The sequence below is a fragment of the Pigmentiphaga litoralis genome, from assembly GCF_048632615.1.
Lineage (GTDB): Bacteria > Pseudomonadota > Gammaproteobacteria > Burkholderiales > Burkholderiaceae_B > Pigmentiphaga > Pigmentiphaga litoralis_B.
The window spans coordinates 3,224,400-3,247,415 of the sequence record NZ_CP184479.1; the positions used below are offsets into that span (position 1 = coordinate 3,224,400).

The following is a 23,016-nucleotide window of genomic DNA, read 5'->3' on the forward strand; positions in this document are numbered from 1 at the left end:
TGCGCCGCGATCAGTGATCGAAGGTCAGATGCAATTCCGCCCGGTCGCCTTTCTGGACGGCGCGAACGCGGTCGGCCAGCTTGACGATGATCAGTGCCGACACTTGCCGCATCATCAGGTCGATGTCGTCGTCGGCATCGTCCGCGGCAGCCGTCGGGCTCGCGTCCATTAGCGCGGCAAGGTCGGGCTTGGTGCTGGCGTCCAGGCCGATCGACGTGCCCGTCCAGCTGAGCACGCACACGAAATGGAATTCGTCGAAGCTGGTGGTGAGTGTGACGGCGCCGGCAACGCCGGCCTGGCGCAACGCCTCCAGTGCCTCGCCAATGGCATGCTGCGCGCGTAGCGCGGTGTCCCGCCGCAGGCCCCACAGCGTCCCGGCGCGGTCGATGGCCTCGCGCGCGTCGGCTGCTTCATTGGCCGGCGCAAGCGTCTGGCGCAAGGTCTGCCGGGCGCCGATGCGGAACACGGCATTGAGCGCGACAGCCACCAGGGCGCCGACCGTCAGTCCGGACTGCACGATCACGAGCATCCAGTCCGGCGCGGCCTTGGACAGTTCGGGAATCAGCATGACCGACGACCCGCACACGATCGCAAGGCCGACCGTGAAGTTGCGGCGGGGATTCATCATGCGCGACATGATCAGGTCCATGCCCGCCGTCAGCATGTATGCCGCCGTGTACAGCAGGATGCCGCCCACGACGGGCGCTGGCGTCAGCACGAGCAAGCCGGCAAGCGGCGGAAAGAACGCGGCCACGACCAGGACGCCGCCCGCGACCAGCCCGACGCGTCGCGCCGGGGTCCCGGTGGCGTGAACGAGTCCGATGTTGGCCGACGACGATCCGCCCGGCAAGGTGCCCGTCAATCCAAAGAGGATGTGGGTCAGTCCCATTCCGGTCACCGCCCGCCCGACCATCGGCATGTCGGCCCGGCGCCAGTGTGCGTCCGTCATGCGGTCCATCGTCAGCGCGCTGCCGAATTGATCCATCATCGTGATGAATTGGGCAACCACCACGATCACGATAGGGATCAGATGGAATTCCGGCAGGGGCAGGTTCAGTCCCACCACGGGAAGCGCCACAAAGGGCATGTCCATCAGGTTCCCGGCGGGAACACTACCTACCATGGCCGTGACCGCCGTCCCGACCAATGCGCCGGCCAGCATGGCGACGCGACGCCAGGCGGGCGTGCCCCACACCGCGATGCCGACCATGCACGCCAGGGTCGCGAACGCCGCCGCGATGGCCGGGATCGATACGGCGTGCGCGCCGCCAGAAAAGCCGACACTTCGTGACACGCCGCCCGTCACCAGGGTCATGCCCATCATGACCAGCACCACGCCGATGACTTCGGGGGAAAGATGGGCCGCAGGCGGGGAATGACGCGGGCAAGCAGCACGGTCAAGACGCCGGCCACGATCGTCGCGCCCATGGTGGCCGCCAGGCCGTAATGCAAGGTGACGGCAATGTGGATGGGCAACCGGCCCGCGCCGGGAATGCTGACCAGCAGCATGCCCGCGCCGAAGCGGCTCGGCAGCGCCTGCAGCAAGGTGCCGCAGCCCATGATCAGCACCGTGGCGCTGACGAAAGCGGCCGTCTGCGCGGCGTCGAACCCCATGCCCTGACCGGCGATTGCTGCGTACAACGCGAAGATGAGCGCAAGGAGGGCATGCTGGATACCCAGGCCTGCCGTCACTGCGGACGGTGGGCGATCGTCGATGCCGTACAGCATCTCTTCGGGCCGCTCGCGCTTGCCGCGGGGTGGCGCGGCAAAGGCCCGTGCGAGTAAGCCAGCTTTCATTGGAGCGTGACCTCGGGCGGCAAGGCGGGCAGCGGGTGCGCCGCGCGTTCCGTGGCGATGTGCCGGATCCGGTCGATGCTGCTGCCGCCCAGGGCCTGGAAACGATGAAGGGCGCGTTGCGCGCCATTGCGTCCGGTCCGCACTACGTGGCGCGGGTAGGCCAGCATCCATTGTTCCTCTGGCGCCAAGCCCGCCGCCGCTTCGTCCAGCACGTGTTCGGTCAGGCAACGGACGGATACCGCGCCCGCGCGGCCATCCAGGCCGTCGCGAATGGCGGCGTCGCGCAGTGCCGGCAGCAGGCTCCACGGAGCAAGTGAGGAAAGCCGCGACCATGCGCCGGGGCGGCACAGCAGTCCCTTTTGCAACGCCGTGGGCGCCATCACGACCGATGCCGCGATATGCGCATCGGCAAGACCCAGCAATTCCTGGTCCGGAAAGTTCGCGCCACATGCGCGGCCTTCGATGTACACGTCGGCGCCACAGTCAGAAAAAAGCTGTTCCATGGCGCCGCGGGTGTGCAGCGCGTCGAAGAAGTCGGGCAGGGCGGGCGTCTTGGCAAACTGGAAACGGATGCGTGCATCCAGGAAGTGGGCGAACTGCTGCTGCGAGATGTGGCCCGCCTGTGGGCAGAGCATGTCGACCGCGGTGGTCCCGATGTGCCTTGCGCGGCGCGCCGGACCCGACAGGAAATCGAGCAGGCAGGGCGCATCTTCCACGCAGAACAGGGCGCCGTAGCCTTTGTAGGTGCCGTCATTGGCAGGAATGACCTGCATGGTGGTGCCGGGGCCGTACATCCACATCAGGTAATCGCTCAGGTCGCGAAAAGGACGGGCGGGCGGTAGGTGGAAGCGGCGATCGCCCGCTGCATGCGCGTTGGCGAACATGCGTGGCCACAGGGTCAGCCGGTTTTCGAGCAGGCCCGTGACGCGGCCGGCTTCGAACGGACTGTTGCCGAACAGGGCGATCATGGCCGGCGCTGTCCATAACATCAGGTTCAGCGCCTGGACCGCGCCGGCGGCGTCGACGCCGGTCGACGGTCCGTTCTGGGCTTTTGCGTCGATGCCTTCTTCGTGACGCCAGCCGCGGTCGCCAACCCAATGGGTGTAGATGGGCTTGGGCGCGCGCAAGCGGTGATACACGTCCGCATCGATCGCAGTGTCGGGATGCTCGGACAGGTTGAGCACCACGGCGCCTTCATCATGCAGCGCGGCCAGCACGGCGTTCATTTCGGTGCACACCGTGCCGGCCAGGCGATTCAGGAAGGAACCATCGGTATGGCCGAATTGGCTGCCGACCGGGGCGAACGCGTATTCCAGATTGTTGAAACCGTTGTCGACCGAAAAAAGCCGGTGTCGCAGGTCGACCCGATCAACAGATCGCCGGCATGCACATCCGTGCCCGGAACACAGTGTTCACCGCGGTAGTGCTGCCAGCGGCCAAAGACGGCCCTGGCGTCGTAGGTATGGCCACCGGCGCGGGCGGCGACCGCGCATTCCACTTCGAGCCCGACACTGGGCCGGGCCAGGACGGACGGGTCACGTGAATCTGCTGGCACGCCGAATTCTCCATGCGAGGATCGCGGCGGCCCCAGGCAGCAACGCGGAAGGTGCACGGATGATATCTTCGGTTACATCGCGGTAGTCGGATCGTATACGTTTGTGTTGCGCCGGCGCGACTGGGAATCCGCGGGCGGCATCCCGTCCGGTCACCCCAGATCGCGCAGCACCGCCTCGATCGCGACCGTGTCGTACGGTTTGCGGAGCACCTGGAAGCCTGGCGGAAGACTGTCGGGTTCCGTGCCGGTGGCGAATACGATGCCAAGGCTGGGTAACGCTTCCCTGGCGGCGTTGGCCAGTGATTCACCCGACTCGCCAGGCAGCCCCAGGTCGGTGATCATCACGTCGATCGTTTCGCGGCGCAGCGTCGCCATCGCGTCCGGCGCATTGCCTGCCACGAACACCGTGTGTCCAAGTTCCTGCAGCAGTTCGCGGGTGTTCTCGCGTATCAGGGCGTCGTCTTCCACGAACAGAATGCGGCGACTGTAAGTCGCGGGTGCACCGTCATTGACGGGCGCGAGCAAGGCAGGTTGGCCAGGCGCGCCGACGCGTTGCGATTCGGCGGCCAGAACCTGGCGGATCTTGCGAGCCAGCGCTTCGCGGGTGTAGGGCTTGCTCAAAGGTCGACGCCGGCGTCGAGCCGGCCGCCATGCACGATGGAATTTTCGGTATAGCCCGACGTGAACAGCACGGCCAGACCGGGCAGGCGTTCGCGCGCGCGGCGGGCCAGCTCGGGGCTGCGCAACGGGCCGGGCATGACGACGTCGGTGAACAGCAAGTCGATGGACATGCCGCTTTCGACAATGGCCAGCGCGCTGGCGGCGTCCGACGCTTTCAAGACGCGGTAGCCCAGTTCCGACAGCGTTTCAACCACGGTGGCGCGCACCTGGTCATCATCTTCCGCGACCAGGATGGTTTCGCGTCCGCCTTCGACCAGGGTGGTTTCCAGCACCGGGCCGGTTTCTTCGCGGTCGTGCGACCGTGGCAGGTACAGCTTCACGGTGGTGCCCATGCCAGGTTCGCTGTAGATCTTGATATGGCCCCCCGACTGCTTCACGAAGCCATAGACCATCGACAGACCCAGCCCCGTGCCCTTGCCCTCGGGCTTGGTCGAAAAGAAGGGTTCGTAGGCTTGCGCCAGGACGTCGGGTGTCATGCCGCAGCCGGTGTCGGTCACGGCCAGCATCACGTACTGCCCTGGCGCGACTTCGGCATGCTGGCGGGCATAGGCATCGTCCAGAAAGGCATTGCCCGCTTCCAGGGTGAGCTTGCCCGTGCCGTCCATCGCGTCGCGTGCATTGATGGCCAGGTTCAGGATGGCGTTTTCCACCTGGGTTGGATCGACCAGGGTGTTCCACAAGCCGCCCGACACCAGGGTCTCGATCTCGATGGCTTCGCCCAGGCTTCGGCGCAGCATGTCTTCCATGCCGCCAATCAGCCGGCCGATCCTGATGGTCTTGGGTTCGAGCGGCTGGCGCCGGCCAAAGGCCAGCAGCTGGCTGGCCAGCTTGGCGCCGCGCTGCACGCCGCCCAGCGCGTTGCCCAGCCGGCGCTCGGCGCGGGCGTTGCCGGCCACGTCGGCCGCCAGCAGCTGCAGGTTGCCAGAAATCACCTGCAGCAAATTGTTGAAGTCATGCGCCACGCCGCCCGTCAGCTTGCCGATGGTTTCCATCTTTTGCGACTGCTGCAGCGCGAGTTCGGTGCGGCGCAGCGCATCGGCGGCTTCGCGGTCGGCGGTGATGTCGCGGCCGACCGCGTGAATGAATCGTGCGTCGGGCACGGCCGTCCACGACAGCACGACGTAGTGGCCGTCGCGGCAGCGGTAGCGATTGATGAACTTGTACGTGCGCCTGCCGGCGCTGAGGTCACCCACTTCGGCCAGGGTCTCGATCCGGTCATCGGGATGCACCAGGTCCATGAAGGACCGCCCGACCAGGGCACTGGCCTCCCAGCCCAGCAGTTCGGTCCATGCCGGGTTGATGGCGACGATGTTGGCGTCGAAGTCGGCCACCAGCATGACGTCGGTGGACAGCCGCCACATGCGGTCGCGGTCGGCATGGCTTTCGGCCACCTGTTGTTCAAGGGTCTTGTTCAGGCGTTCCAGCGCGCGGGCGGCCGACTTCTGGTCTTCGATGTCGGTGTTGCTGCCCACCCATCGCACGATGCCCCCGGCCGCGTCGCGGATCGGCAGGGCGCGCGACAGATGCCAGCGGTAAAAGCCGTCGGCCCGGCGGATGCGGAATTCGCATTCATAGGTACCGCCGGTGTCGATCGCCTGTCGCCACCGGTCCAGCGCGTGGGGCAGGTCGTCCGGATGCAGCGTGGCATGCCACGCCAGGCCGTCGAGCTTGCCGGACGGCTTGCCGCTGAACGCGTAGACCTTGTCGTTGAACCAGTCGAGCGCGCCATGGCGGTCGGCGGACCACACCTGATTCGGCATGGCCTGCGCAAAGGTACGGAACTTGGCTTCGCTTTCGACCACGGCGCTTTCCGCCAGCAAGCGATCCGTGACGTCGGTACCCTGGATGAAGATGCCGATCACATCGCCGTCTTCACTGCGTACCGGCTGGCACACGAAATCCACGTGCCGCAGTTGCGGCGCGGCGCCCGGCGTGCGGGCCAGGTGCATGGGCTGCGCAAAGCCCGCGTGCGATTGGCCCACCGCGTACACATGATCGAGCCGCTCGAAAAATCCTGACCGGCCAGCTCCGGCAGGCAGTCGCGTACCCCACGGCCGATCAGGTCGCGCTGGCCGACCAGCGACAGGAAGGCGCCATTGGCCAGGTCGAACACGTGGTCGGGACCCGTCACCATGGCCATGAATCCGGGGGCCTGTTCGAACAGGCGGCGCAGGCGTTCGCGCTCGCCGCTCAGCCAGCGTTCGGCGCGCACTTTGGCCGTCGTCTCGACTACGATGGCAATGACCCCCATCGGCACGCCGTCGGGCCCGGGAATGGGCGAGTAATCCAGGTTCATCCAGACCGGTTCGCCAACGCCGTTGCGAAACAGCGTCAGCTCCTGATCTTCGTAACGCAGCGTCTTGCCGGCCAGGCCCACCTTCATGACGTTGTCATTGAAGTCGGCAATTTCAGCCCAGCCTTCCCGCACGTTCGACCCGAGCAGTTCCGGATGCCGGCCCCCGGCGAATACCGAATAGGCGTCGTTATAGAGCATCACGCCTTCGTCGCCCCACAGGGTAACGATAGGCAGCGGCGCGCGCAGGATCAGTGCAAGGGTGGCAGTGAGCGTGCTGGGCCAGGCATCGATCGGACCAATCGGCGTAACCGACCAGTCGCGGCGCGCGATAATGTCGGCGACGCCGCCGCCTTGCGCAAGAAAGGGGAAGGATGACGAGGGCTGGTCGGTCATGAAGGCGGTGATCGCGCTGCCCGAACAGGCATCACGTCAAAGAACGTTGGGAAAGTCGAGCAGGGCGCATGCATGTTACCTGCTGACAGCAGGCGCAGTGCCGAGCATGCAACGAGATGTAGCGTCGGGCCATCGAGGCCACATCGAGAAACAGAAAAGCCCGGGCGGCGTCTGCGGGAACAGCGTCGTCCAGGCCTTGCGTTGCCTGCCTGGAATCAGGCCGATTTCAGTTGCGCACTGGACACCGGCAGCTTGCGGATACGCTGACCCGTTGCGGCAAAGATGGCGTTGGTCAATGCAGGCGCCGTAGCGGCCGTGCCCGGCTCACCGATACCGCCCGGATCATCGGTGCTTTTGGCCAGAAACACCTCGATCCTGGGCGCTTCGTTCAGGCGCATCATGCGGTAGTCGCCAAAGTTCGACTGCTGCACACGCCCCTTGTCGAAGGTGATTTCGTTCCACAATGCTGCCGTCAGACCGAACACCACGCCGCTTTCGATCTGCGCCATGACGGTGTCCGGATTGACCAGCTGGCCACAGTCGACGGCGCATACGACACGCGTCACCTTGACTTCGCCAGCTGGGTCGACGGCGACGTCGATGACCTGGGCGATGTAGCTGCCGAACGCAAATTGCGCCGACACGCCGCGGCCCACGCGATGACCGTCGACGGCAGGCGCGGGTGTACCCCAGCCTGCTTTTTCGGCCGCCAGGTTCAGCACCTGACGCAGGCGGGGCGACTTGTCGAGCAGTTCGCGGCGGTAAGCGACGGGGTCCTGCTTCGCCGCCGCGGCCAGTTCGTCGATGAAGCTTTCGACCACCCAGATATTGTGGGTGGGACCGACACCTCGCCAGAACGCCGTAGGCACCGGCGGCTCGTGCCGCACGTAATCCACATGCACATTCGGAATCGCATACGGCATGTCGCGCGCGCCTTCGACGGCGTCGGGGTCCAAGCCGTCTTTCATGGCGGCCGGCGCGAACCGCGCCATGATCGACGATCCGGTAATACGATGCGACCACGTCTGCGGCATGCCCTTGTCGTCAATCGTGGCCGCCAGTCGGTCGTAGTAGTAAGGCCGGTACATGTCATGCTGGATGTCTTCTTCGCGCGTCCAGACGAATTTGACGGGCTGCTTCACCTGCCTGGCGAAGGCCACGGCCTGCGTCACCATGTCCACTTCCAGCCGCCGGCCAAAGCCGCCGCCAATGAAGTGGTTGTGCACCTTGACCTGATCGTTGCTCAGGCCTGTCAGCTTGGCCGCCGCGCCCTGCGCCAGCGCGGGCACCTGGGTGCCCAGCCACAGATCGCAGCCATCGGCGCGCAGGTCGACCGTGCAGTTCATGGGCTCCATCGTGGCATGCGCCAGGAAGGGCATTTCATACACCGCTTCCAGACGCTGGCCGCCCTTGGGGGCGTCCTTGTTGGCGTCGCCATCGTTGCGCGCCACGACACCGGCGCTGTTCGATGCCGTCTTCATGTCCGCAATGATGGTGGCCGTGGTCATGGCCGCGTTCGGCCCGTCGGACCAGGTCGGCTCCAGCGCGGCCAGGCCCTGCTTGGCGGCCCACATGTGATCGCCGACCACGGCCACCGCGTTGTCCAGCTTGAGCACATGACGCACGCCCTTGACCGCCATGGCCTTGGCGTCGTCGGCGGCCTGCAGCTTGCCGCCCGGCACGGGGCAGGCCGCCACCGTGGCGATCAGCATGTTGGGCAGGCGCACGTCGATGCCGAATTTGGCCTGGCCATTCACCTTCCCCGGCGAATCCAGGCGCTTCAGCGACTTGCCGATCACGGCAAAGTCCTCCGGCTTTTTGAGCGTGATCGATTTTGGCGTGTCCATCCTGGCCGCCGCGTCGACCAATTCCCCGTAGTGCAGGGTGCGGCCGCTGGACGCATGCGTGACCTTGCCATTGCGGGCCTGGCATTCGCCGGCATCGACCTTCCATGTTTGCGCGGCGGCGGCGACCAGCACCATGCGCGCGGCGGCGCCGGCTTCGCGCATGGGCTGCCAGCCGCCCCGGATCGAGGTGGATCCCCCTGTCACCTGGCCGCCCAGCAGCGGGTCGCTGTACAGCGAGTTGTCGGCAGGCGCATGTTCCAGCTTGACCTGCGACAGGTCCACTTCAAGCTCTTCGGCAATCAACATGGGCATCGATGTGTAGGTGCCCTGGCCCATCTCGGTCTTGTGCACGATCAGGGTCACGACGCCCTGGCGGTCGATACGGATGAAAGCCCGCTGCGCCAGCGCGGGGGCATCGCCGGTGACGTTGGTCGTGGCGTGGCCGACCGCGGCTTCGGGCGGCTTGGCGTTGCGGTCTTCCCGGCTGCAGCCGGTCAGGCCAAAGCCGATCAGCAGGCCACCGCCGGCTGCGGCGCCCACCTGGAGGAAGCGGCGGCGAGCAGGAGAGTCAACGGCTGCGGGGGTTGCGAGTTCGGTCATGTCGGCTCCTTACGTCGCGGCCGCGATCTTGATGGCGGCGCGAATGCGGCCATAGGTGCCGCAACGGCAGATGTTGCCGGACATGGCGCCATCGATGTCGGCATCCGACGGCTTCGGCGTGGTCTTGAGCAGTGCGGTCGCGGCCATGATCTGGCCCGACTGACAGTACCCGCATTGCACGACGTCGATCTGCCGCCAGGCTGCCTGCACCTTCTTGCCGACCGGATCCTGATCCATGACTTCGATGGTGGTGATGGCCTTGCCTTCCACCACCGAGACCGGCGTTACGCAAGACCGGATGGCCGCGCCGTCCATGTGCACCGTACAGGCGCCGCACATCGAAATGCCGCAGCCGAACTTGGTGCCGGTCAGGCCCGCCACATCGCGGATGGCCCACAGCAGGGGCATGTCGTCAGGGACAGCTAGCGTGGTCGGCTGTCCGTTGAGCGTAAAGGAAGGCATGGGTGACTCCGTACAAAAACGACAGCGTACTGCTGTCATGTCAGGCATGGCGGTCTGGCCAGTGCGGATGTGGGGGAATGCGGAGGGGCGTTCAGCGTTGCGTCAGGCAGTACCCATCGTCATGTCGGCCAGACCTGCCTGGCGGATGCCGGCGCGCGCCTTGACCAGGATGCGGCCGCGCGGCAAGGCGGGCAGGCGCCGCCAATCCAGTTCGGTGTCGCCGGGGATGACTTCGCTGCGCAGCAGGTGGTCGGTAAAGAGTGACATCAGGGCCGTGGTGACGTCTTCACCCGGACACCGGTGGTGCGTGCGCACATCGGCGCCGCCTTGTGGAACCAGGTCGAAGGGCCCGATGGCGCGGTCAAGAAAACGGGTGGGATCGAAGCGTTCCGGCAGGTCCCAGGTACGGGGATCATGGTTGGTGCCGTACAGGTCGAGCAGGGCGCGGCGGCCGCGCGCAATGCGCAGGCCCTTCCATTCGAAGTCACGCGCGGCGCGGGCCACCACGGCGGGAAAGAAGGGGTAATGCCGGCGGATCTCCTGCACGAACGCCAGCTTGAAGTGCCGGTCGCCGTCGGCCAGCCGCCGGGTGCATGCGGGATGCATGGCCAATGCGTGAGCCACGAACACGACATAGACCGATACGGCCACGACCGGCCGCAACACATTCAACAGTTCGGCGGCGGCCACAGGCGATGGCAGGGCCTGCCCGTCGGCATCGCGATGCTGCGCCACCGACGCCAGCACGCTGCCGGTGGACGCTGTGTAGCGGCCGGCGCGCACGTCGTCGATCACGCCCGCGAGCCAGCGTTCGGCCTGCCCTCGCGCGGCGCGCGCACGAAGGTGGCTGGCTACATTGCGCGCGGCGTCGTCGAACAGCGCCACCAGCTGGCCCTGCCGCCGGGGCGCGTCTTCACGCGACAGGGGAACGCCGGCCCAGCGGCATACCGCGCGCGTCAGCACGCAATGTGTCAGCTCATACAGGGGCTGTGCCGTGCCGCCCGACAGGGCAGCGTGCCATTCGCGAGAGGTGTGCTGCACCAGCGACTGCACGGCCGCCGGGTTCAACATGTCTACGAACATGGCCTTGCGCAGGCGGTGCGCGGACGCGTCCAGATTCTGCACGGTCACTTTGCCAAACAGCGTGGCGCGAACGGGCTCGGGCGCCGCGGTGGCGCGCTGGAAGTGATCGGTATCGTAGAACACCGCCGCCGCCTGCGTGCCACTGAAGCAGATGGTCGGCTGCAACATGATCCGGGCTTCGAAGGCCTCGGTGCCCAGGCGCCTGCATTGGCTCGAAATGTAGCGGTAAGGATCGGCCAACATGGCCAGCGTGCTTTCCAGCCGGCCATCCCGGGGCATCGTTGCAACCATCAACGTTCCTTGAAACGGATGAGCGGGATTTGCTCGCGGCGGCAGTCCCTGCTCAGGCATGCCGCCGCATCCCGCTCACCGGGGTGCTCAGTCCTTGCCGAGCTTGGTCTGCAGGGTCTGCGCCATTTTCAGGTGATGCTCGAGCGAGGGCAGGGTCTTGGTCGCGAATGCCTTGACCTCGGGGTCACGCGCGTTGCGCGACGCCGTACGGAACTGCTTGATGGTGGCTTCATGAGACGCCACGCCGATGCGGCGCATGAACATCTTGTCGAAGTTGTCGCCCTCGAGCACGCCCAGCGCGCGCAGTTCGGTGCGCTGCACCACCGACGGCTCGGTCGGTGGCGTGTAGCCCTTGGACGACGCCAGGGTCGCGAGTTCCTGGTTCACCTTGGTGTGCTCATCCACCAGCATCTGGCCAAAAGCCTTGACTTCGGCGTTGCTGGACTTGGTCTGCGCCAGCTTGCCCGCCTCCACCTCGGCAAAGCCACCCTGGGCTGCATTTTCCAGGAATGCGGTGTCTGCCTTCTGCAAATTGGAGCGCGATCCCTTTGCCGACGGCATGGAGGTGTCGGGCGAGGTCGCCGGAGCCGCGCGGACGGTCGGGCCAGCCGGAGGCGTCTGCGAGCTGGTCTGGGCGACCGCGGCCGTGCCGGCCATGACAAAACATGCGGCAACGGCGCTCAAGGTTGCGGTGCGTAGGCTCATGGAAGACTCCTTGTGGGTTGTATCTTGGGGAACCTCTGGTACAGCAAGTGGCGCGCCCGGGTCATGCAAACACCAGCGATTGGTGCACGGCCACGCCGGCCTGAAAGCCATCGCCCACGGCCGATGCCAGGCTGTGCGTGGCCCGCGCGGTGTCACCACAGGCGAACACGCCTGGCACATCCGTCGCTTTACAGGCGTCGGTGCGAATGAAGCAGCCAAAGGGGCCTTCCTCCAGGGTGCAGCCCAGCTGTTCGGGCAGGGCGCTGGTCATCCGCTGGCGCGGCGCCACGAACAGGCCGCGCAAGGCTACCCGCCGGCCGTCGGTCATGACCACCGTGGCGTGCTCGTCAATGGACGCCACCGCACCCTCCACGACCGTGACCCCGCGCGCCTGCAATCGGGCCGACTGCTCGGCCTCCAGATCCACACAGCCATCGGCGAAGAGCGTGACCGTGCCCCAGTCGGTCAGCATCATGGCCTCGTGTACCGACACCGATCCGGTCCCGATCACGCCCACTTGGCCCAGGTCCAGCTCATAGCCATCGCAATAAGGACAGTTGAAAACCGTCTTGCCCCAGCGCTCCGCGAGTCCGGGAATGTCGGGCAGTTCGTCGGTCAGGCCGGTGGCCAACACAAGCCGATCGGCGGAAACCGACGCGCCGTCGTTGCAGGTGACAACGAACCGGCCGCCGTCGTGCCCGGCCTCGCGCCGGACCCGTTCGGCAAACGCATCACGCCACTGCACGTTGGGATAGGCCAACAGCTGTTCGCGGCCCAGGGCCGCGATCACGGCCGGATCCTTCCCGTCATGGCCAAGGAATCCGTACGCCCGTTCAACCGTCCGGTTGCGGCGCTGGCCCGCGTCGATGATCAGTAGGCTGCGCCGCGCGCGGGCCAAAGGCATGGCCGCCGAAAGTCCGGCATAACTGCCGCCAATGACAATGACATCGAAGTGCTGCGGGGACATGCACATTTCCAGGAGTCGGGACGCCCGACCCAAGCAAGCAGCGCGCCCGCCTCGGCCGTCAGCTTTCCAGCCAGTCCTTGGGCGACCGCTTCGACACGACGAGCACCAGCTTGATCATGGCCCGCGTGGCGCCAACGAACAGCTTGCGTTTGGTCTTGGTATCCAGCGTCTCGAAGTCGATCTCGGTGAACACGACTGCCGCCGCGGCCTGGCCCTTGAAGCGGTAGATCGACTCCATCAGCACGTCGCCTTCCGAGAACTCCGGCTTGCCGAACAGATCGTACGTGCCGGTGAAGGTGCGCATCGCATGCGGGCCGAGCTGCGATTGACGCAGCAGCGCCGAGTGTTCCCGGCCCCGGAACCCGATCACCGCAATGTCGCTGCGCTTGAAGCCCGCCGCCAGGCAGTGCGAAATCGCCTTCTTGGTATGGTCGATCAGTTGGGTGTCGTCGTCATAGACCATCACTTCCACGTCGGACGTGGCGATCGGTCCGCAGGGTTCAACCGTGACGGTGTCGGGCAGCAGGTTCTGCAGCAGCTTCACCACGCTGCGCGGACTGCGGTAGTTGGCGGTGGCGTGCAGGGTCACCCACTTGGGCAATTGCACGGGTGGCTTGTCATACAGGTTCTGCATCGGGTCTTCCAGCCACACGATGCGCGCATCGGGCGCGGCATGGCGCAGCACGATGTCCCGCCAGCGATCGGTAAAGTCCTGGCCTTCGTCCACGATCACGGTATCGAACACCATCGAGGGCGGCACGGGAATCCTGGCGGCTTGCTCGACCAGGTCGTCGAACACGCTGGCACGCGAAAAGTCGGCTTGCGTGCCGATCGTGCGCAGCATGGCGCCGCACAGCGTGTGGAAGGTGACGGCCATGCCGCCTTCGGGCGCCACCTCGGCAAAATGGTCGGCCAGCGGACGGTTGAAGCACACGTACAGGGGCCGCTTGCCGGCATCGATGGCATCGCGGTATTCGGCCTGCGCCAACAGGGTCTTGCCCGATCCGGCCGTGCCGATCACATGCAGACGGAAAGGATCGAACTCCAGCTGGTGCGCCCAATGGGTCAGGCCGCCCGAAATCCGCGTGACCATGGCCTGCGCGCGGCCGACCATGACACTGGTGTCCGGATGCAGCTGGATGACGTCGCTCAGGAAGCGGTGCACATGTGCGCCCTGGCCGTTTGGCGGACCGGGCGGAATTGCCGCCAGGATGATGGCGCAGAGCTGATCGCGGCGGTTGGCATCCACGATACGTTCGGGCGCCAGACCCGCCGTATCGGGAAAGCGGACCAGGTAATCGGGGCAATACAGAAGGTACTCGACCCGTACGGGGCCGATGTTGGGCCGCTTCGACAGGCGGCTCTGCAGTACCGATACCTGCCGCGCAAGCTGCACGCGCACGTTCTTGGCGCCGTCGGGATACTTCTTGAAAATGCCTTCGGGCGTTTCTTCCAGGAAGCCGGCCTGCTGCTCGATCAGCAGCAGTTCGCCAGCCGGACTGACCACGGCAAAGTCGATATCGCCATAGATCGAAAAGCCTTGTTCGACGTTGGTCCAATGGACCGCGTGGTAGACGGTATAGCCCTCGGGAAGCCCGCGCGCGAGCAGCGCCAGGGTTTCGATTTCGCGCTGGGCGGCGCCGGTGGCGCTGACTTCGCGCCAGCCGTCGGGAACGATACGGGCCATGGTCAACCGGGAAGAAGAGGTCAAGCCCGCAGAATAGCAAGCCCGGCCCGATGACTGCCGCGTTCGTTGGAAACCTGCTGTTGCGGCGGTCCGTGGCGGGGCGGCGGCCGGATGTGCAACAAGATGCGATAATCCTCCGATGGACTGGCACTTCACCAAAATGCACGGCGCAGGCAACGACTTTGTCGTTCTCGATGGCGTTCGTCAACACATCACGCTCACCCCCGAGCGCGCGCGCAAGCTCGCCCATCGTCAATTCGGTGTCGGGGCCGATCAAATCCTGTTGGTGGAACCCGCGACGCGGGCCGACGCCGACTTCCGGTATCGCATCTTCAATGCCGACGGTGGCGAAGTCGAACACTGCGGCAATGGCGCGCGCTGTTTCGTCCGCTTCGTGCATGAGCAGGGCCTGACCGACCGCAATCCGATCCGCGCCGAGATCTGCACCGGCATCATCGTGCTCAACGAGCAGGACGACGGTGAGGTCAACGTCGAAATGGGCCGCACCAGCTTCGAGCCGGCGGCCGTTCCCTTCGACAGCGCCGGTCTGGTGCCGCGCATCGAAGGCCAGGACCAGCTCTGGCCGCTCGCCCTGACCGGGGAGGACGGCGCCGAGCGCACGGTGTGGGTATCGGTGGTCGGCATCTCCAACCCGCATGCGGTGCAGGTGGTCGACGATGTCGATACCGCCCCGGTCGCCACGGTCGGCCCGCGGGTGGAAAGCCATCGCCGATTTCCGCGCCGGGTCAACGCCGGCTTCATGCAGGTCGTTGACCGGCGCAACATCCGGCTGCGCGTGTTCGAACGCGGGTCGGGCGAAACCCTGGCGTGCGGCACCGGCGCCTGCGCGGCGGTCGCCGCCGGCATCCGCCGCGGCCTGCTGGATTCGCCGGTGCGCGTGCAGACGCGTGGCGGCGTGCTCACCATCGCGTGGGACGGCGAACAATTGGTCATGACCGGCCCGGTCGTGACGGTCTTCCAGGGCGTGATCGACGTCGACACCCTGTTGGGTTGAAGGCGGAAGCAGGTAATCAATGGATCTAGAAAAGCACACAATGGACGCCAACGCAGTCGCGCAATACTTGCAGGACCACTCCGATTTCTTTGAACAGCATGCCGAGCTCTTCAGTACGCTGAAGGTGCCCCACCCCCACGAGGGCCGCGCGATTCCGCTGGCCGAACGCCAGGTGCTGGCGCTGCGCGAACGCGTGCGCGGCATGGAACTGCGGGTGGCCGAACTGGTTCGCAACGCCGCCGAAAACGAACACATTGCCGACAACCTGCAACGCTGGAGCCGTGCGTTGCTGAAGGAGCCGTCCGCGCGCAAGCTGCCCGACGTGCTGACCACCGGCCTGGCCGACATCTTCAGCGTCCCCGACGTGGCCTTGCGCCTGTGGGGCCTGCCGGTCAAGGCTGACGGCGCGGGCGCATCGGCGGGCGATACCCCGGCCTGGCAAGGCAGCGTGACGGATGACGTGCGCAGCTTCACCAACAGCCTGATGTCGCCGCATTGCGGCCCGAACTCCGGCTTCGAAGCGGCTGCCTGGCTGGAACGCACGGTGGGTTCGATCGCGCTGATCCCCCTGCGCGTAGGCCTTTCGCCTCAGGCGTTCGGCCTGCTGGTGCTGGCGTCGCCCGATCCGGACCGCTTCTCGCCGTCGATGGGCACCGCCTTCCTGGCGCGTATCGGCGAAGTCGCCAGCGCCTCGCTGTCGCGCCTGCTGGCGGACTGACATGGCGGGCGCGCCGGCCGACCCCGTGCTGCTGGCGCCGCCCATGCTGCAGTGGTTGCAGCATCTGGAAACCGCCCGCCGTTACTCCGCGCACACCCTGTCCGCCTACCGGCGCGATCTGCAGCAATTGGTGACGCTGGCGGGCGGCCTGCCGCTGGCTGATATCTCATCCGGCCACCTTCGCCGCTACCTGGGCCAGCTGCATGCCCGCGGCATGGGACCGCGCAGCCTGGCGCGAATGCTGGCGTCGTGGCGGGGCTTTTATCAATGGTGGGCGCCCCAGGCGGGCCTGCCCGGCAATCCGGTGGCGGGTCTGCGCGCGCCCAAGGCGCCCCGCGGGTTGCCCAAGGCCTTGTCGGTGGACCAGACCCAGGCCCTGCTGGATCACGTGCCGGGCACCGTGGGCGGCGTGGCGGCGCACCTGCCGGAAGCCGACCGGCTGGTGGCCAGCCGTGACCGCGCCATGTTCGAACTGTTCTATTCCAGCGGGCTTCGCTTATCGGAGTTGACCGGACTCGACGTGCGCTACCTGAAGACGGCACAGTATGAATCGGCCGGCTGGCTCGACCTGGACGCCGGTGAAGTCAACGTGCTGGGCAAGGGCGGCAAGCGCCGGACCGTGCCCGTGGGCGAGGCGGCCCGGACCGCGCTGGCGGCCTGGCTGACGGACCGGGCATCTCTGGCGAAAGGCACCCCGCTGCAATCGGCGTCGGGCGCGCCCGCGGGCGAGGCCACCCAAGCCACCCCGCCGGCGCCGTCGAACCCGGCCGACGCCAACGCGCTGTTCGTGGGGGTGCGCGGCGCCCGCATCGCGCCGCGGGTCGTGCAGACCCAGCTGGCGCGGTGGGCGCAGGCGGCCGGTGTGCCGGCCCATGTCCACCCGCATGTGCTGCGCCACAGTTTCGCCAGCCATGTGCTGCAGTCCGCCGAAGACCTGCGGGCCGTGCAGGAAATGCTGGGTCATGCCAGCATTTCCACCACGCAGATCTACACCCGGCTCGACTTCCAGCACTTGGCCAAGGTCTACGACAAGGCCCATCCGCGCGCGGCGCGGGCGGCGCCCGACGACAAGAAAACGTCGTCCTGATCCCCTGCCGGCGCGGCCGGCGGCCAGGACGGCACACCGATTTTTCAGGGGGAAATGTCCATGACCATTCAGCACCTTGCCCGCCGGTCCGCCGGCGCCGTCTTCCTTTTCGTTGCCATGACCTGCGGCGCGGTGGCGCAGAACCTGGCGAATGTCGTCATCCTCGGAACCGGCGGCACCATCGCCGGCGCCGGGGCTGCGGCAACCAATACGTCGGCGTACCGGTCGGCTGTCGTGCCGGTCGACGCCATCATCGACGCCGTGCCGGACATCAAGAAGCTGGCCAATGTGCGCGGCGAGCAGGTCTTCCAGATCGGCAGCGAAAGCTTCAATGATGAACGCCTGTTGACGCTGGGCCGCCGTGTGGCTGACCTGGTCAAGCGCGATGACGTCGACGGCGTGGTCATCACGCATGGCACCGACACCATTGAAGAAACCGCCTACTTCCTGAACCTGGTCATCCGCAGCACCAAACCGGTGGTGATCGTCGGGTCGATGCGGCCGGGCACGGCCCTGAGCGCCGATGGCTCGCTCAATCTGTACAGCGCCGTGCTGGTGGCGGCCACCCGCGAGGCGGGCGGCAAGGGCGTGCTGGTGGTGTTGAACGACGAAATCCATTCGGGCCGCGACGTCAGCAAGACCAACACCTTCAAGCTCGAGACCTTCAAGTCGCCCTATGGTCCGCTGGGCTACGTGGTGGAAGGCCAGGCGCAGTTCTACCGTTTGCCGGCGCGCGCCCACACCGTCAACAGCGAGTTCGACATCGCCCGGCTGACCACCCTGCCCAAGGTCGGCATCGCGTACGCCTACGGCAACGTGGACCGCGCGGCGGTCGACGCGATCGTGGCGGGCGGCGCCAAGGCGCTGGTCTATGCGGGCACGGGCAACGGCAGTGTGTCGGAATTCATGGTGCCGGCCCTGCAGGACGCCCGGGGCAAGGGCCTGCAGGTGTTGCGCGCGTCGCGTACCGGCAGCGGCGTGGTGGTGCGCAACGGCGAACAGCCCGACGACAAGTATGGCTGGATCGTCGCGGGCGACCAGAACCCGCAAAAGGCGCGTATCTTGATGGCGCTGGCGCTGACCCGCAGCAATGATCCGGCCGCCATCCAGCAGATCTTCTGGAAGTACTGACACCCCGGGGCCCGATCCCCGCCGGCGCCCGGCGTACTGCACGCCGGGCGCCGATCGCATAACATCCCCGCTTTCGTGAATTTGGGCGCCCGCCGCCTGCAAGAGATCCCCATGAGTGAAGTCGTCCTGAAGTCCGGCAAAGAACGGTCGCTGCTGCGCCGCCATCCCTGGGTGTACGCCACCGGCATCGCCCAGACCGTGGGCCGCCCGTTGTCGGGCGACACGGTGCGGGTGGTGGACGACAAGGGCCGCTTCCTGGCGTGGGGCGCCTTCAGTCCCGAATCGCAGATCCGCGTGCGCTGCTGGAGCTTCAATGAGCAGGACACCATCGATGCGGCCTGGATGGCGCAGCGTGTGCACGACGCCGTGGCGCGGCGCGGATCGCTGGCGGCACGCAGCAACGGCGCCCGCGTCGTGTTCGGCGAAGCCGACGGCCTGCCGGGCTTCGTGGCCGACCGCTACGATGGCCAGCTGGTGGTGCAATTCCTGGCCGCCGGGGTCGAGCGCTGGCGGGAAGCCCTGGTCGACGGGCTGGTCGCCGCGACGGGCTGCACGCGGGTGTACGAACGGTCGGACGCCGCCGTGCGCGAGCGGGAAGGGCTGGTGTCCCGCGTGGGCGCGATGCGCGGCGATGCGCCAACCGCGCCGGTCGAGATCGTCGAAGACGGCGTGCGGTATGGCGTTGACGTGCTGCATGGCCACAAGACCGGCTTCTATTTGGATCAGCGCGAAAGCCGCAAGCGCGTGGCGGAACTGGCGGCGCAGATCGGCCCTTCGGCCACCATTCTGAATTGTTTTTCGTACACCGGTGGGTTTTCGCTGGCGGCCATGAAGGCAGGGGCGGCCCATGCGATTTCGGTCGATTCGTCGGCCGATGCGCTGGCGGCCGCTGCCCAGAACGCGGCCCGGAACGGCATCGATCCCGCGGCGTTCGAGTGCCGCGTGAGCAAGGTGGCCGACGCCCAACGTGCCTTGGCGGCCGAAGGGCAGCAGTTCGACATCGTCGTGCTGGACCCGCCAAAGTTCGCGCCCTCGGCCCACCACGTGGACAAGGCCGCCCGCGCCTACAAGGACGTCAATCTGAAGGGCATGCGTCTGGTGAAACCGGGCGGTTATCTGCTGACGTTCTCATGCTCGGGCGCGATCACGGTCGATTTGTTTCAAAAGATTGTCGCTGGGGCGGTTACCGATTCGCACATGGAGTTCGTCCTGCTGGAGCGCCTGGCGGCTGGCATCGACCACCCGATGCGGATGTCGCACCCCGAAGGCGAGTACTTGAAGGGCCTTCTCCTGCAACGTGTGTAAGGAGCCCCCCATGGCGCTGCGCGCCTCCCCCAGGGGCGGCACTGGCGGACTGGGGGGTAGAGCCCCCCTTGGCGCTTTGCGCCTCCCCCAGGGGGCGGCACTGGCGGACTGGCGAAGCCAGATCCGCTGTGCCCTTGGCTGGCCTCTGCTAGTGCCGGCGCCATGGCCTGGCTTGAAATTGGCTTACTTGGACATATATAGAGCGCCTGCCGCGGGCGGATTCGTGTTACACCGTCGGCTGCTTTTTTCGCGGTATCGGGGGTAAGTCCGGGTTTGCGGCCCCATTACAGCGCGTGCTGTAATCCGGCGCCCTTATTCGCCCGCCATCTTCTGGAGGAATGCGTGGAGGAACAAGCTCGCGAAGCGATTCGCACGCAGGGCGCGCGGGTGACTGCGACCCGGGTGCGGGTGCTGGCGACCCTGTTGGACGCGGTCAGCGCCCTCACGCATCAGGAAGTCTTCGACCGGATCGGCAGGGCGGTGTCCGTCGATCGGGTCACGGTATATCGCGTATTGGAATGGCTGGTGCAATGTGGCCTGGCGCACCGGATCGCCGGTGAAGACCGGGTCTGGCGTTTCAGCGCGCTGCATCAGTCCGACCACGATCACCCGACGCACGATGGGCATGACGGCGAGGCGCATACCCATGCCCAGCACGGTCATTTCCAGTGCGACGCGTGCCGGCGCATGTTCTGTATCGACGCCCCGGTGGGTATCGAGCAGACATTGCAGCGCCTGCCCGCCGGATTTGAAGGGCGCGACGTGGAGATGGTCGTGCGAGGCCTTTGCCCTGCCTGTGGCAAGGAAGCCGCCGCCTCACCGCCACGTCGACGCAGTAAAGACGCATTGCGCAAGGAGCACTAATTCATGTCGTCCGCCAAGAAAAGCACTACCGCACAGATCCCGGTCACCATCCTGACCGGCTTCCTGGGCGCGGGTAAGACCACGTTGCTGAACCGCATCCTGACCGAATTCCATGGCCGCCGTGTCGCCGTCATCGAAAACGAGTTCGGACCGGAAGGGATCGACAACGATCTGCTGATCCAGCACAACGACGAAGAAATCGTTGAGATGAACAACGGCTGCATCTGCTGCACGGTGCGCGGCGACCTGGTCCGCATCCTGCTCGAACTGAAGGCCAAGCGCTACGCCGGCAAGCTGAACTTCGAACGCGTGATCATCGAAACCACCGGCATGGCCAATCCCGGCCCGGTGTGCCAGACCTTCTTCATGGACGACGACGTGTCGTCGTACTTCAAGCTCGACGCCGTGATCACGGTCGTTGATGCAAAGCACGGCATGACGACGCTGGACGAACAGCCCGAGGCCCTGAGCCAGGTCGGCTTTGCCGACCGAGTGCTGGTATCGAAGATCGACCTGGTGACCGATGGCGACTATCAGGCGCTGCGCTCGCGACTGTTGCGTATCAACCCACGCGCAACGATCACGCCTGTAAATTTTGGTGAGGTCGACCTCAAGGAAATCATCGATATCAACGGCTTCAACCTGAACGCCATCCTGGATATCGATCCCGAATTCCTGGCCGAAACCCACCCCGACGCCGTCGAATCTCACGACCACGATCATGGCCACGACCACGGTCATGATCACGGGCACGACCATGGCCACGGCCACGCGCACGACGATCACGATGCCGCGACCTGCACGGATCCGACCCATGATCACGGACATGGCCACGCACATCATCACCATCACGACGACGCCATCGGCGCCTTCGTTTTCAAGTCGGATAAGCCTTTCGACTCCATGCGTTTGGAGGAGTTTCTGGGGGGCATTGTGCAGGTGTACGGAACGGATTTATTGCGGTACAAGGGAATTCTGTATATGGACGGCGTCAACCGTCGCATGCTGTTCCAGGGCGTGCACATGCTGATGGGCGCGGATGTCGGTCGGGCCTGGGGTCCGAACGAGAAGCGCTCCAGCAAGATGGTGTTCATCGGCCGCAACCTGCCGAAGGACGTCTTCATGCACGGGCTGGAGCAGTGTCTGGCTGCTTGAGCCCGCTCAACGCCACATAGGCACTCGAAGCGCGGGGCATGCGATGGTAACGAAAGCGGCACCAAAAACCCAAGAAGTCACTCAGGAGGACGCGTTGGAAAGCGTGATTACCAAACCGGCCACGGCCGTGATCTCGGAACAAGCGCTGTTGGCCATGCCAGAAGCCGAGTACATGAACGACGTGCAGCTCGCCTTCTTCAAGGCCCGTCTGCAGGAAATCGAACGCGAACTGCTTCAGAACGCCGGTGAAACCACCGAGCATCTGCGCGAAACCCCCTTCGTGCCCGATCCCGCCGATCGCGCCACGATCGAGGAAGAACACGCGTTGGAGCTGCGCACGCGGGATCGCGAACGCAAGCTGCTCAAGAAAGTGCAGCAGGCGCTCCAGCGCATCGACGGTGGCGACTATGGCTGGTGCGAAGAGACCGGCGAGCCGATCGGGGTGCCGCGTCTGCTGGCCCGTCCGACCGCCACGCTGTCGCTCGAAGCGCAGCAGCGCCGCGAACTTCGCCAGAAGCTGTACGGCGACTGACCCCGCCTGAACCGCCGGCCCACGCCGGCGGTGTATCACGCTGTCCATGAATCCTTGTGTCAGGCCGCCCGAGCATAGTGCCGGCCAACGATGCAGGGATTTTTTCGTACTGGCCAGGTGGTGCGCGCGAAGCCGAAGACTGCTATCTTGACGGAACAGCGGTATTCTTACTACATTGCGATCGATGCTTCAGGGGTACGAAATGGCGGCCACCGCTACGTTGTCCAGCAAGTTCCAAATCTCCATTCCCAAAGCCGTACGCGACGAGCAACATTGGGAAGCCGGGCAGGAATTCGTGTTCATCCCCAAGGGCGCCGGGGTGTTGGTGATGCCCGTTCCTACATTTGATCAATTGGCGGGCATTGCCAAGGGCGCGCGAACCGACGACACCCGCGACCGCAAGGACCGCTACTGATGGCGCTTGCGTTACAGGTGGTCGATACCTCTGCCTGGATTGAATGGTTGACCGCTAGCCCTCTAGGGAAGAAGTTGGGCAAACACTTTCCGGACAAGCAGCATTGCATCGTGCCGACCATCGTGCAGCTGGAACTGTCCAAGTGGTTGAATCGTGAGCTGGGTGAAGATCAGGCTGATCGGGTCATCGCCTACACGCAGAAATGTGTTGTCATCCCGTTGGACACCTCGATCGCGGTGCTGGCTGCGGACCTTCACCGCGACCACAAGCTCGCAACCGCTGACGCCATTGTGTATGCAACCGCGCGCCATCAGCGAGCCGAACTGCTGACCTGCGACGCCCACTTCAAGGGCCTGCCTTACGTCGCGTTCCATCCTAAGGTTGCTTGAGGGCGGGCGACCGTTGTATCGGGCCGGCCAACTACGCAGGG

23 protein-coding genes are annotated in these 23,016 nt (G+C 65.9%); 10 read left to right on the plus strand and 13 right to left on the minus strand.

The window, feature by feature from the left end:
* Positions 1-10 precede the first annotated feature (10 nt).
* The 13 genes from ACNANG_RS14655 to ACNANG_RS14715 form a co-directional block, all read right to left on the minus strand.
* Positions 11-1,324, minus strand: a complete 1,314-nt coding sequence (locus tag ACNANG_RS14655; RefSeq protein WP_420223589.1) for a solute carrier family 23 protein — start codon at positions 1,322-1,324, stop codon at positions 11-13.
* On the minus strand, positions 1,321-1,797 hold the full coding sequence (locus tag ACNANG_RS14660) for a solute carrier family 23 protein (RefSeq protein ID WP_420223590.1): 477 nt from the start codon (positions 1,795-1,797) through the stop codon (positions 1,321-1,323). The genes ACNANG_RS14655 and ACNANG_RS14660 overlap by 4 nt, the downstream gene beginning before the upstream one ends.
* The gene (locus ACNANG_RS14665) at positions 1,794-3,023 is read right to left on the minus strand and encodes a glutamate-cysteine ligase family protein (RefSeq protein WP_420223591.1); all 1,230 of its coding nucleotides are present in this window, start codon (positions 3,021-3,023) and stop codon (positions 1,794-1,796) included. The genes ACNANG_RS14660 and ACNANG_RS14665 overlap by 4 nt, the downstream gene beginning before the upstream one ends.
* Before the next feature lie 29 nt (positions 3,024-3,052).
* Entirely contained in the window at positions 3,053-3,352 is a 300-nt protein-coding gene (locus ACNANG_RS14670) for a hypothetical protein (protein WP_420223592.1), read from the minus strand.
* 150 nt (positions 3,353-3,502) lie between these two features.
* Positions 3,503-3,973 (minus strand): response regulator, encoded by a 471-nt coding sequence (locus ACNANG_RS14675; RefSeq protein ID WP_420223593.1) that lies wholly within the window; start codon positions 3,971-3,973, stop codon positions 3,503-3,505.
* A complete protein-coding gene (locus ACNANG_RS14680; RefSeq protein WP_420223594.1) occupies positions 3,970-5,982 on the minus strand; it encodes a PAS domain S-box protein in 2,013 nt (670 codons plus the stop codon). Before ACNANG_RS14680 ends, ACNANG_RS14675 begins: the two co-directional genes overlap by 4 nt.
* Positions 5,892-6,722 (minus strand): PAS domain-containing protein, encoded by an 831-nt coding sequence (locus tag ACNANG_RS14685; protein WP_420223595.1) that lies wholly within the window; start codon positions 6,720-6,722, stop codon positions 5,892-5,894. Before ACNANG_RS14685 ends, ACNANG_RS14680 begins: the two co-directional genes overlap by 91 nt.
* A gap of 215 nt (positions 6,723-6,937) precedes the next feature.
* Positions 6,938-9,169 (minus strand): molybdopterin cofactor-binding domain-containing protein, encoded by a 2,232-nt coding sequence (locus ACNANG_RS14690; RefSeq protein ID WP_420223596.1) that lies wholly within the window; start codon positions 9,167-9,169, stop codon positions 6,938-6,940.
* Positions 9,170-9,178: 9 nt separating this feature from the next.
* Entirely contained in the window at positions 9,179-9,631 is a 453-nt protein-coding gene (locus ACNANG_RS14695; protein ID WP_420223597.1) for a (2Fe-2S)-binding protein, read from the minus strand.
* Between the two features lie 102 nt (positions 9,632-9,733).
* Entirely contained in the window at positions 9,734-11,005 is a 1,272-nt protein-coding gene (locus ACNANG_RS14700) for a cytochrome P450 (RefSeq protein WP_420223598.1), read from the minus strand.
* Between the two features lie 87 nt (positions 11,006-11,092).
* Positions 11,093-11,710, minus strand: a complete 618-nt coding sequence (locus ACNANG_RS14705; RefSeq protein WP_420223599.1) for a DUF4142 domain-containing protein — start codon at positions 11,708-11,710, stop codon at positions 11,093-11,095.
* 61 nt (positions 11,711-11,771) lie between these two features.
* Entirely contained in the window at positions 11,772-12,677 is a 906-nt protein-coding gene (locus tag ACNANG_RS14710) for an NAD(P)/FAD-dependent oxidoreductase (RefSeq protein WP_420223600.1), read from the minus strand.
* A gap of 58 nt (positions 12,678-12,735) precedes the next feature.
* On the minus strand, positions 12,736-14,364 hold the full coding sequence (locus ACNANG_RS14715) for an ATP-binding domain-containing protein (protein ID WP_420223601.1): 1,629 nt from the start codon (positions 14,362-14,364) through the stop codon (positions 12,736-12,738).
* 139 nt (positions 14,365-14,503) lie between these two features.
* On the opposite strand from ACNANG_RS14715, the gene dapF reads away from it, so the two are divergent.
* The 10 genes from dapF (at position 14,504) to ACNANG_RS14765 (ending at position 22,975) form a co-directional block, all read left to right on the plus strand.
* Positions 14,504-15,379, plus strand: a complete 876-nt coding sequence (gene dapF / locus ACNANG_RS14720; RefSeq protein WP_420223602.1) for a diaminopimelate epimerase — start codon at positions 14,504-14,506, stop codon at positions 15,377-15,379.
* Between the two features lie 40 nt (positions 15,380-15,419).
* Positions 15,420-16,097, plus strand: coding sequence for a DUF484 family protein (locus tag ACNANG_RS14725; protein ID WP_420223603.1), 678 nt, complete (start codon positions 15,420-15,422; stop codon positions 16,095-16,097).
* 1 nt (position 16,098) lies between these two features.
* Positions 16,099-17,184, plus strand: a complete 1,086-nt coding sequence (locus ACNANG_RS14730) for a tyrosine recombinase XerC (protein ID WP_420223604.1) — start codon at positions 16,099-16,101, stop codon at positions 17,182-17,184.
* Between the two features lie 117 nt (positions 17,185-17,301).
* The gene (locus ACNANG_RS14735; RefSeq protein ID WP_420227547.1) at positions 17,302-18,315 is read left to right on the plus strand and encodes an asparaginase; all 1,014 of its coding nucleotides are present in this window, start codon (positions 17,302-17,304) and stop codon (positions 18,313-18,315) included.
* A 111-nt stretch (positions 18,316-18,426) separates the two neighbouring features.
* Positions 18,427-19,620 carry a class I SAM-dependent rRNA methyltransferase gene (locus tag ACNANG_RS14740; protein ID WP_420223605.1) on the plus strand — a complete coding sequence of 398 codons (1,194 nt, stop codon included), beginning with the start codon at positions 18,427-18,429 and terminating at the stop codon, positions 19,618-19,620.
* Between the two features lie 423 nt (positions 19,621-20,043).
* Positions 20,044-20,484 carry a Fur family transcriptional regulator gene (locus tag ACNANG_RS14745; RefSeq protein ID WP_420223606.1) on the plus strand — a complete coding sequence of 147 codons (441 nt, stop codon included), beginning with the start codon at positions 20,044-20,046 and terminating at the stop codon, positions 20,482-20,484.
* Positions 20,485-20,487: 3 nt separating this feature from the next.
* Positions 20,488-21,639 (plus strand): CobW family GTP-binding protein, encoded by a 1,152-nt coding sequence (locus tag ACNANG_RS14750; RefSeq protein WP_420223607.1) that lies wholly within the window; start codon positions 20,488-20,490, stop codon positions 21,637-21,639.
* A 154-nt stretch (positions 21,640-21,793) separates the two neighbouring features.
* The gene (dksA, locus tag ACNANG_RS14755) at positions 21,794-22,171 is read left to right on the plus strand and encodes an RNA polymerase-binding protein DksA (protein WP_257022530.1); all 378 of its coding nucleotides are present in this window, start codon (positions 21,794-21,796) and stop codon (positions 22,169-22,171) included.
* A gap of 202 nt (positions 22,172-22,373) precedes the next feature.
* On the plus strand, positions 22,374-22,586 hold the full coding sequence (locus ACNANG_RS14760; protein WP_420223608.1) for an AbrB/MazE/SpoVT family DNA-binding domain-containing protein: 213 nt from the start codon (positions 22,374-22,376) through the stop codon (positions 22,584-22,586).
* Positions 22,586-22,975, plus strand: a complete 390-nt coding sequence (locus tag ACNANG_RS14765) for a type II toxin-antitoxin system VapC family toxin (RefSeq protein WP_420223609.1) — start codon at positions 22,586-22,588, stop codon at positions 22,973-22,975. The genes ACNANG_RS14760 and ACNANG_RS14765 overlap by 1 nt, the downstream gene beginning before the upstream one ends.
* The last annotated feature ends 41 nt before the right edge of the window (positions 22,976-23,016 follow it).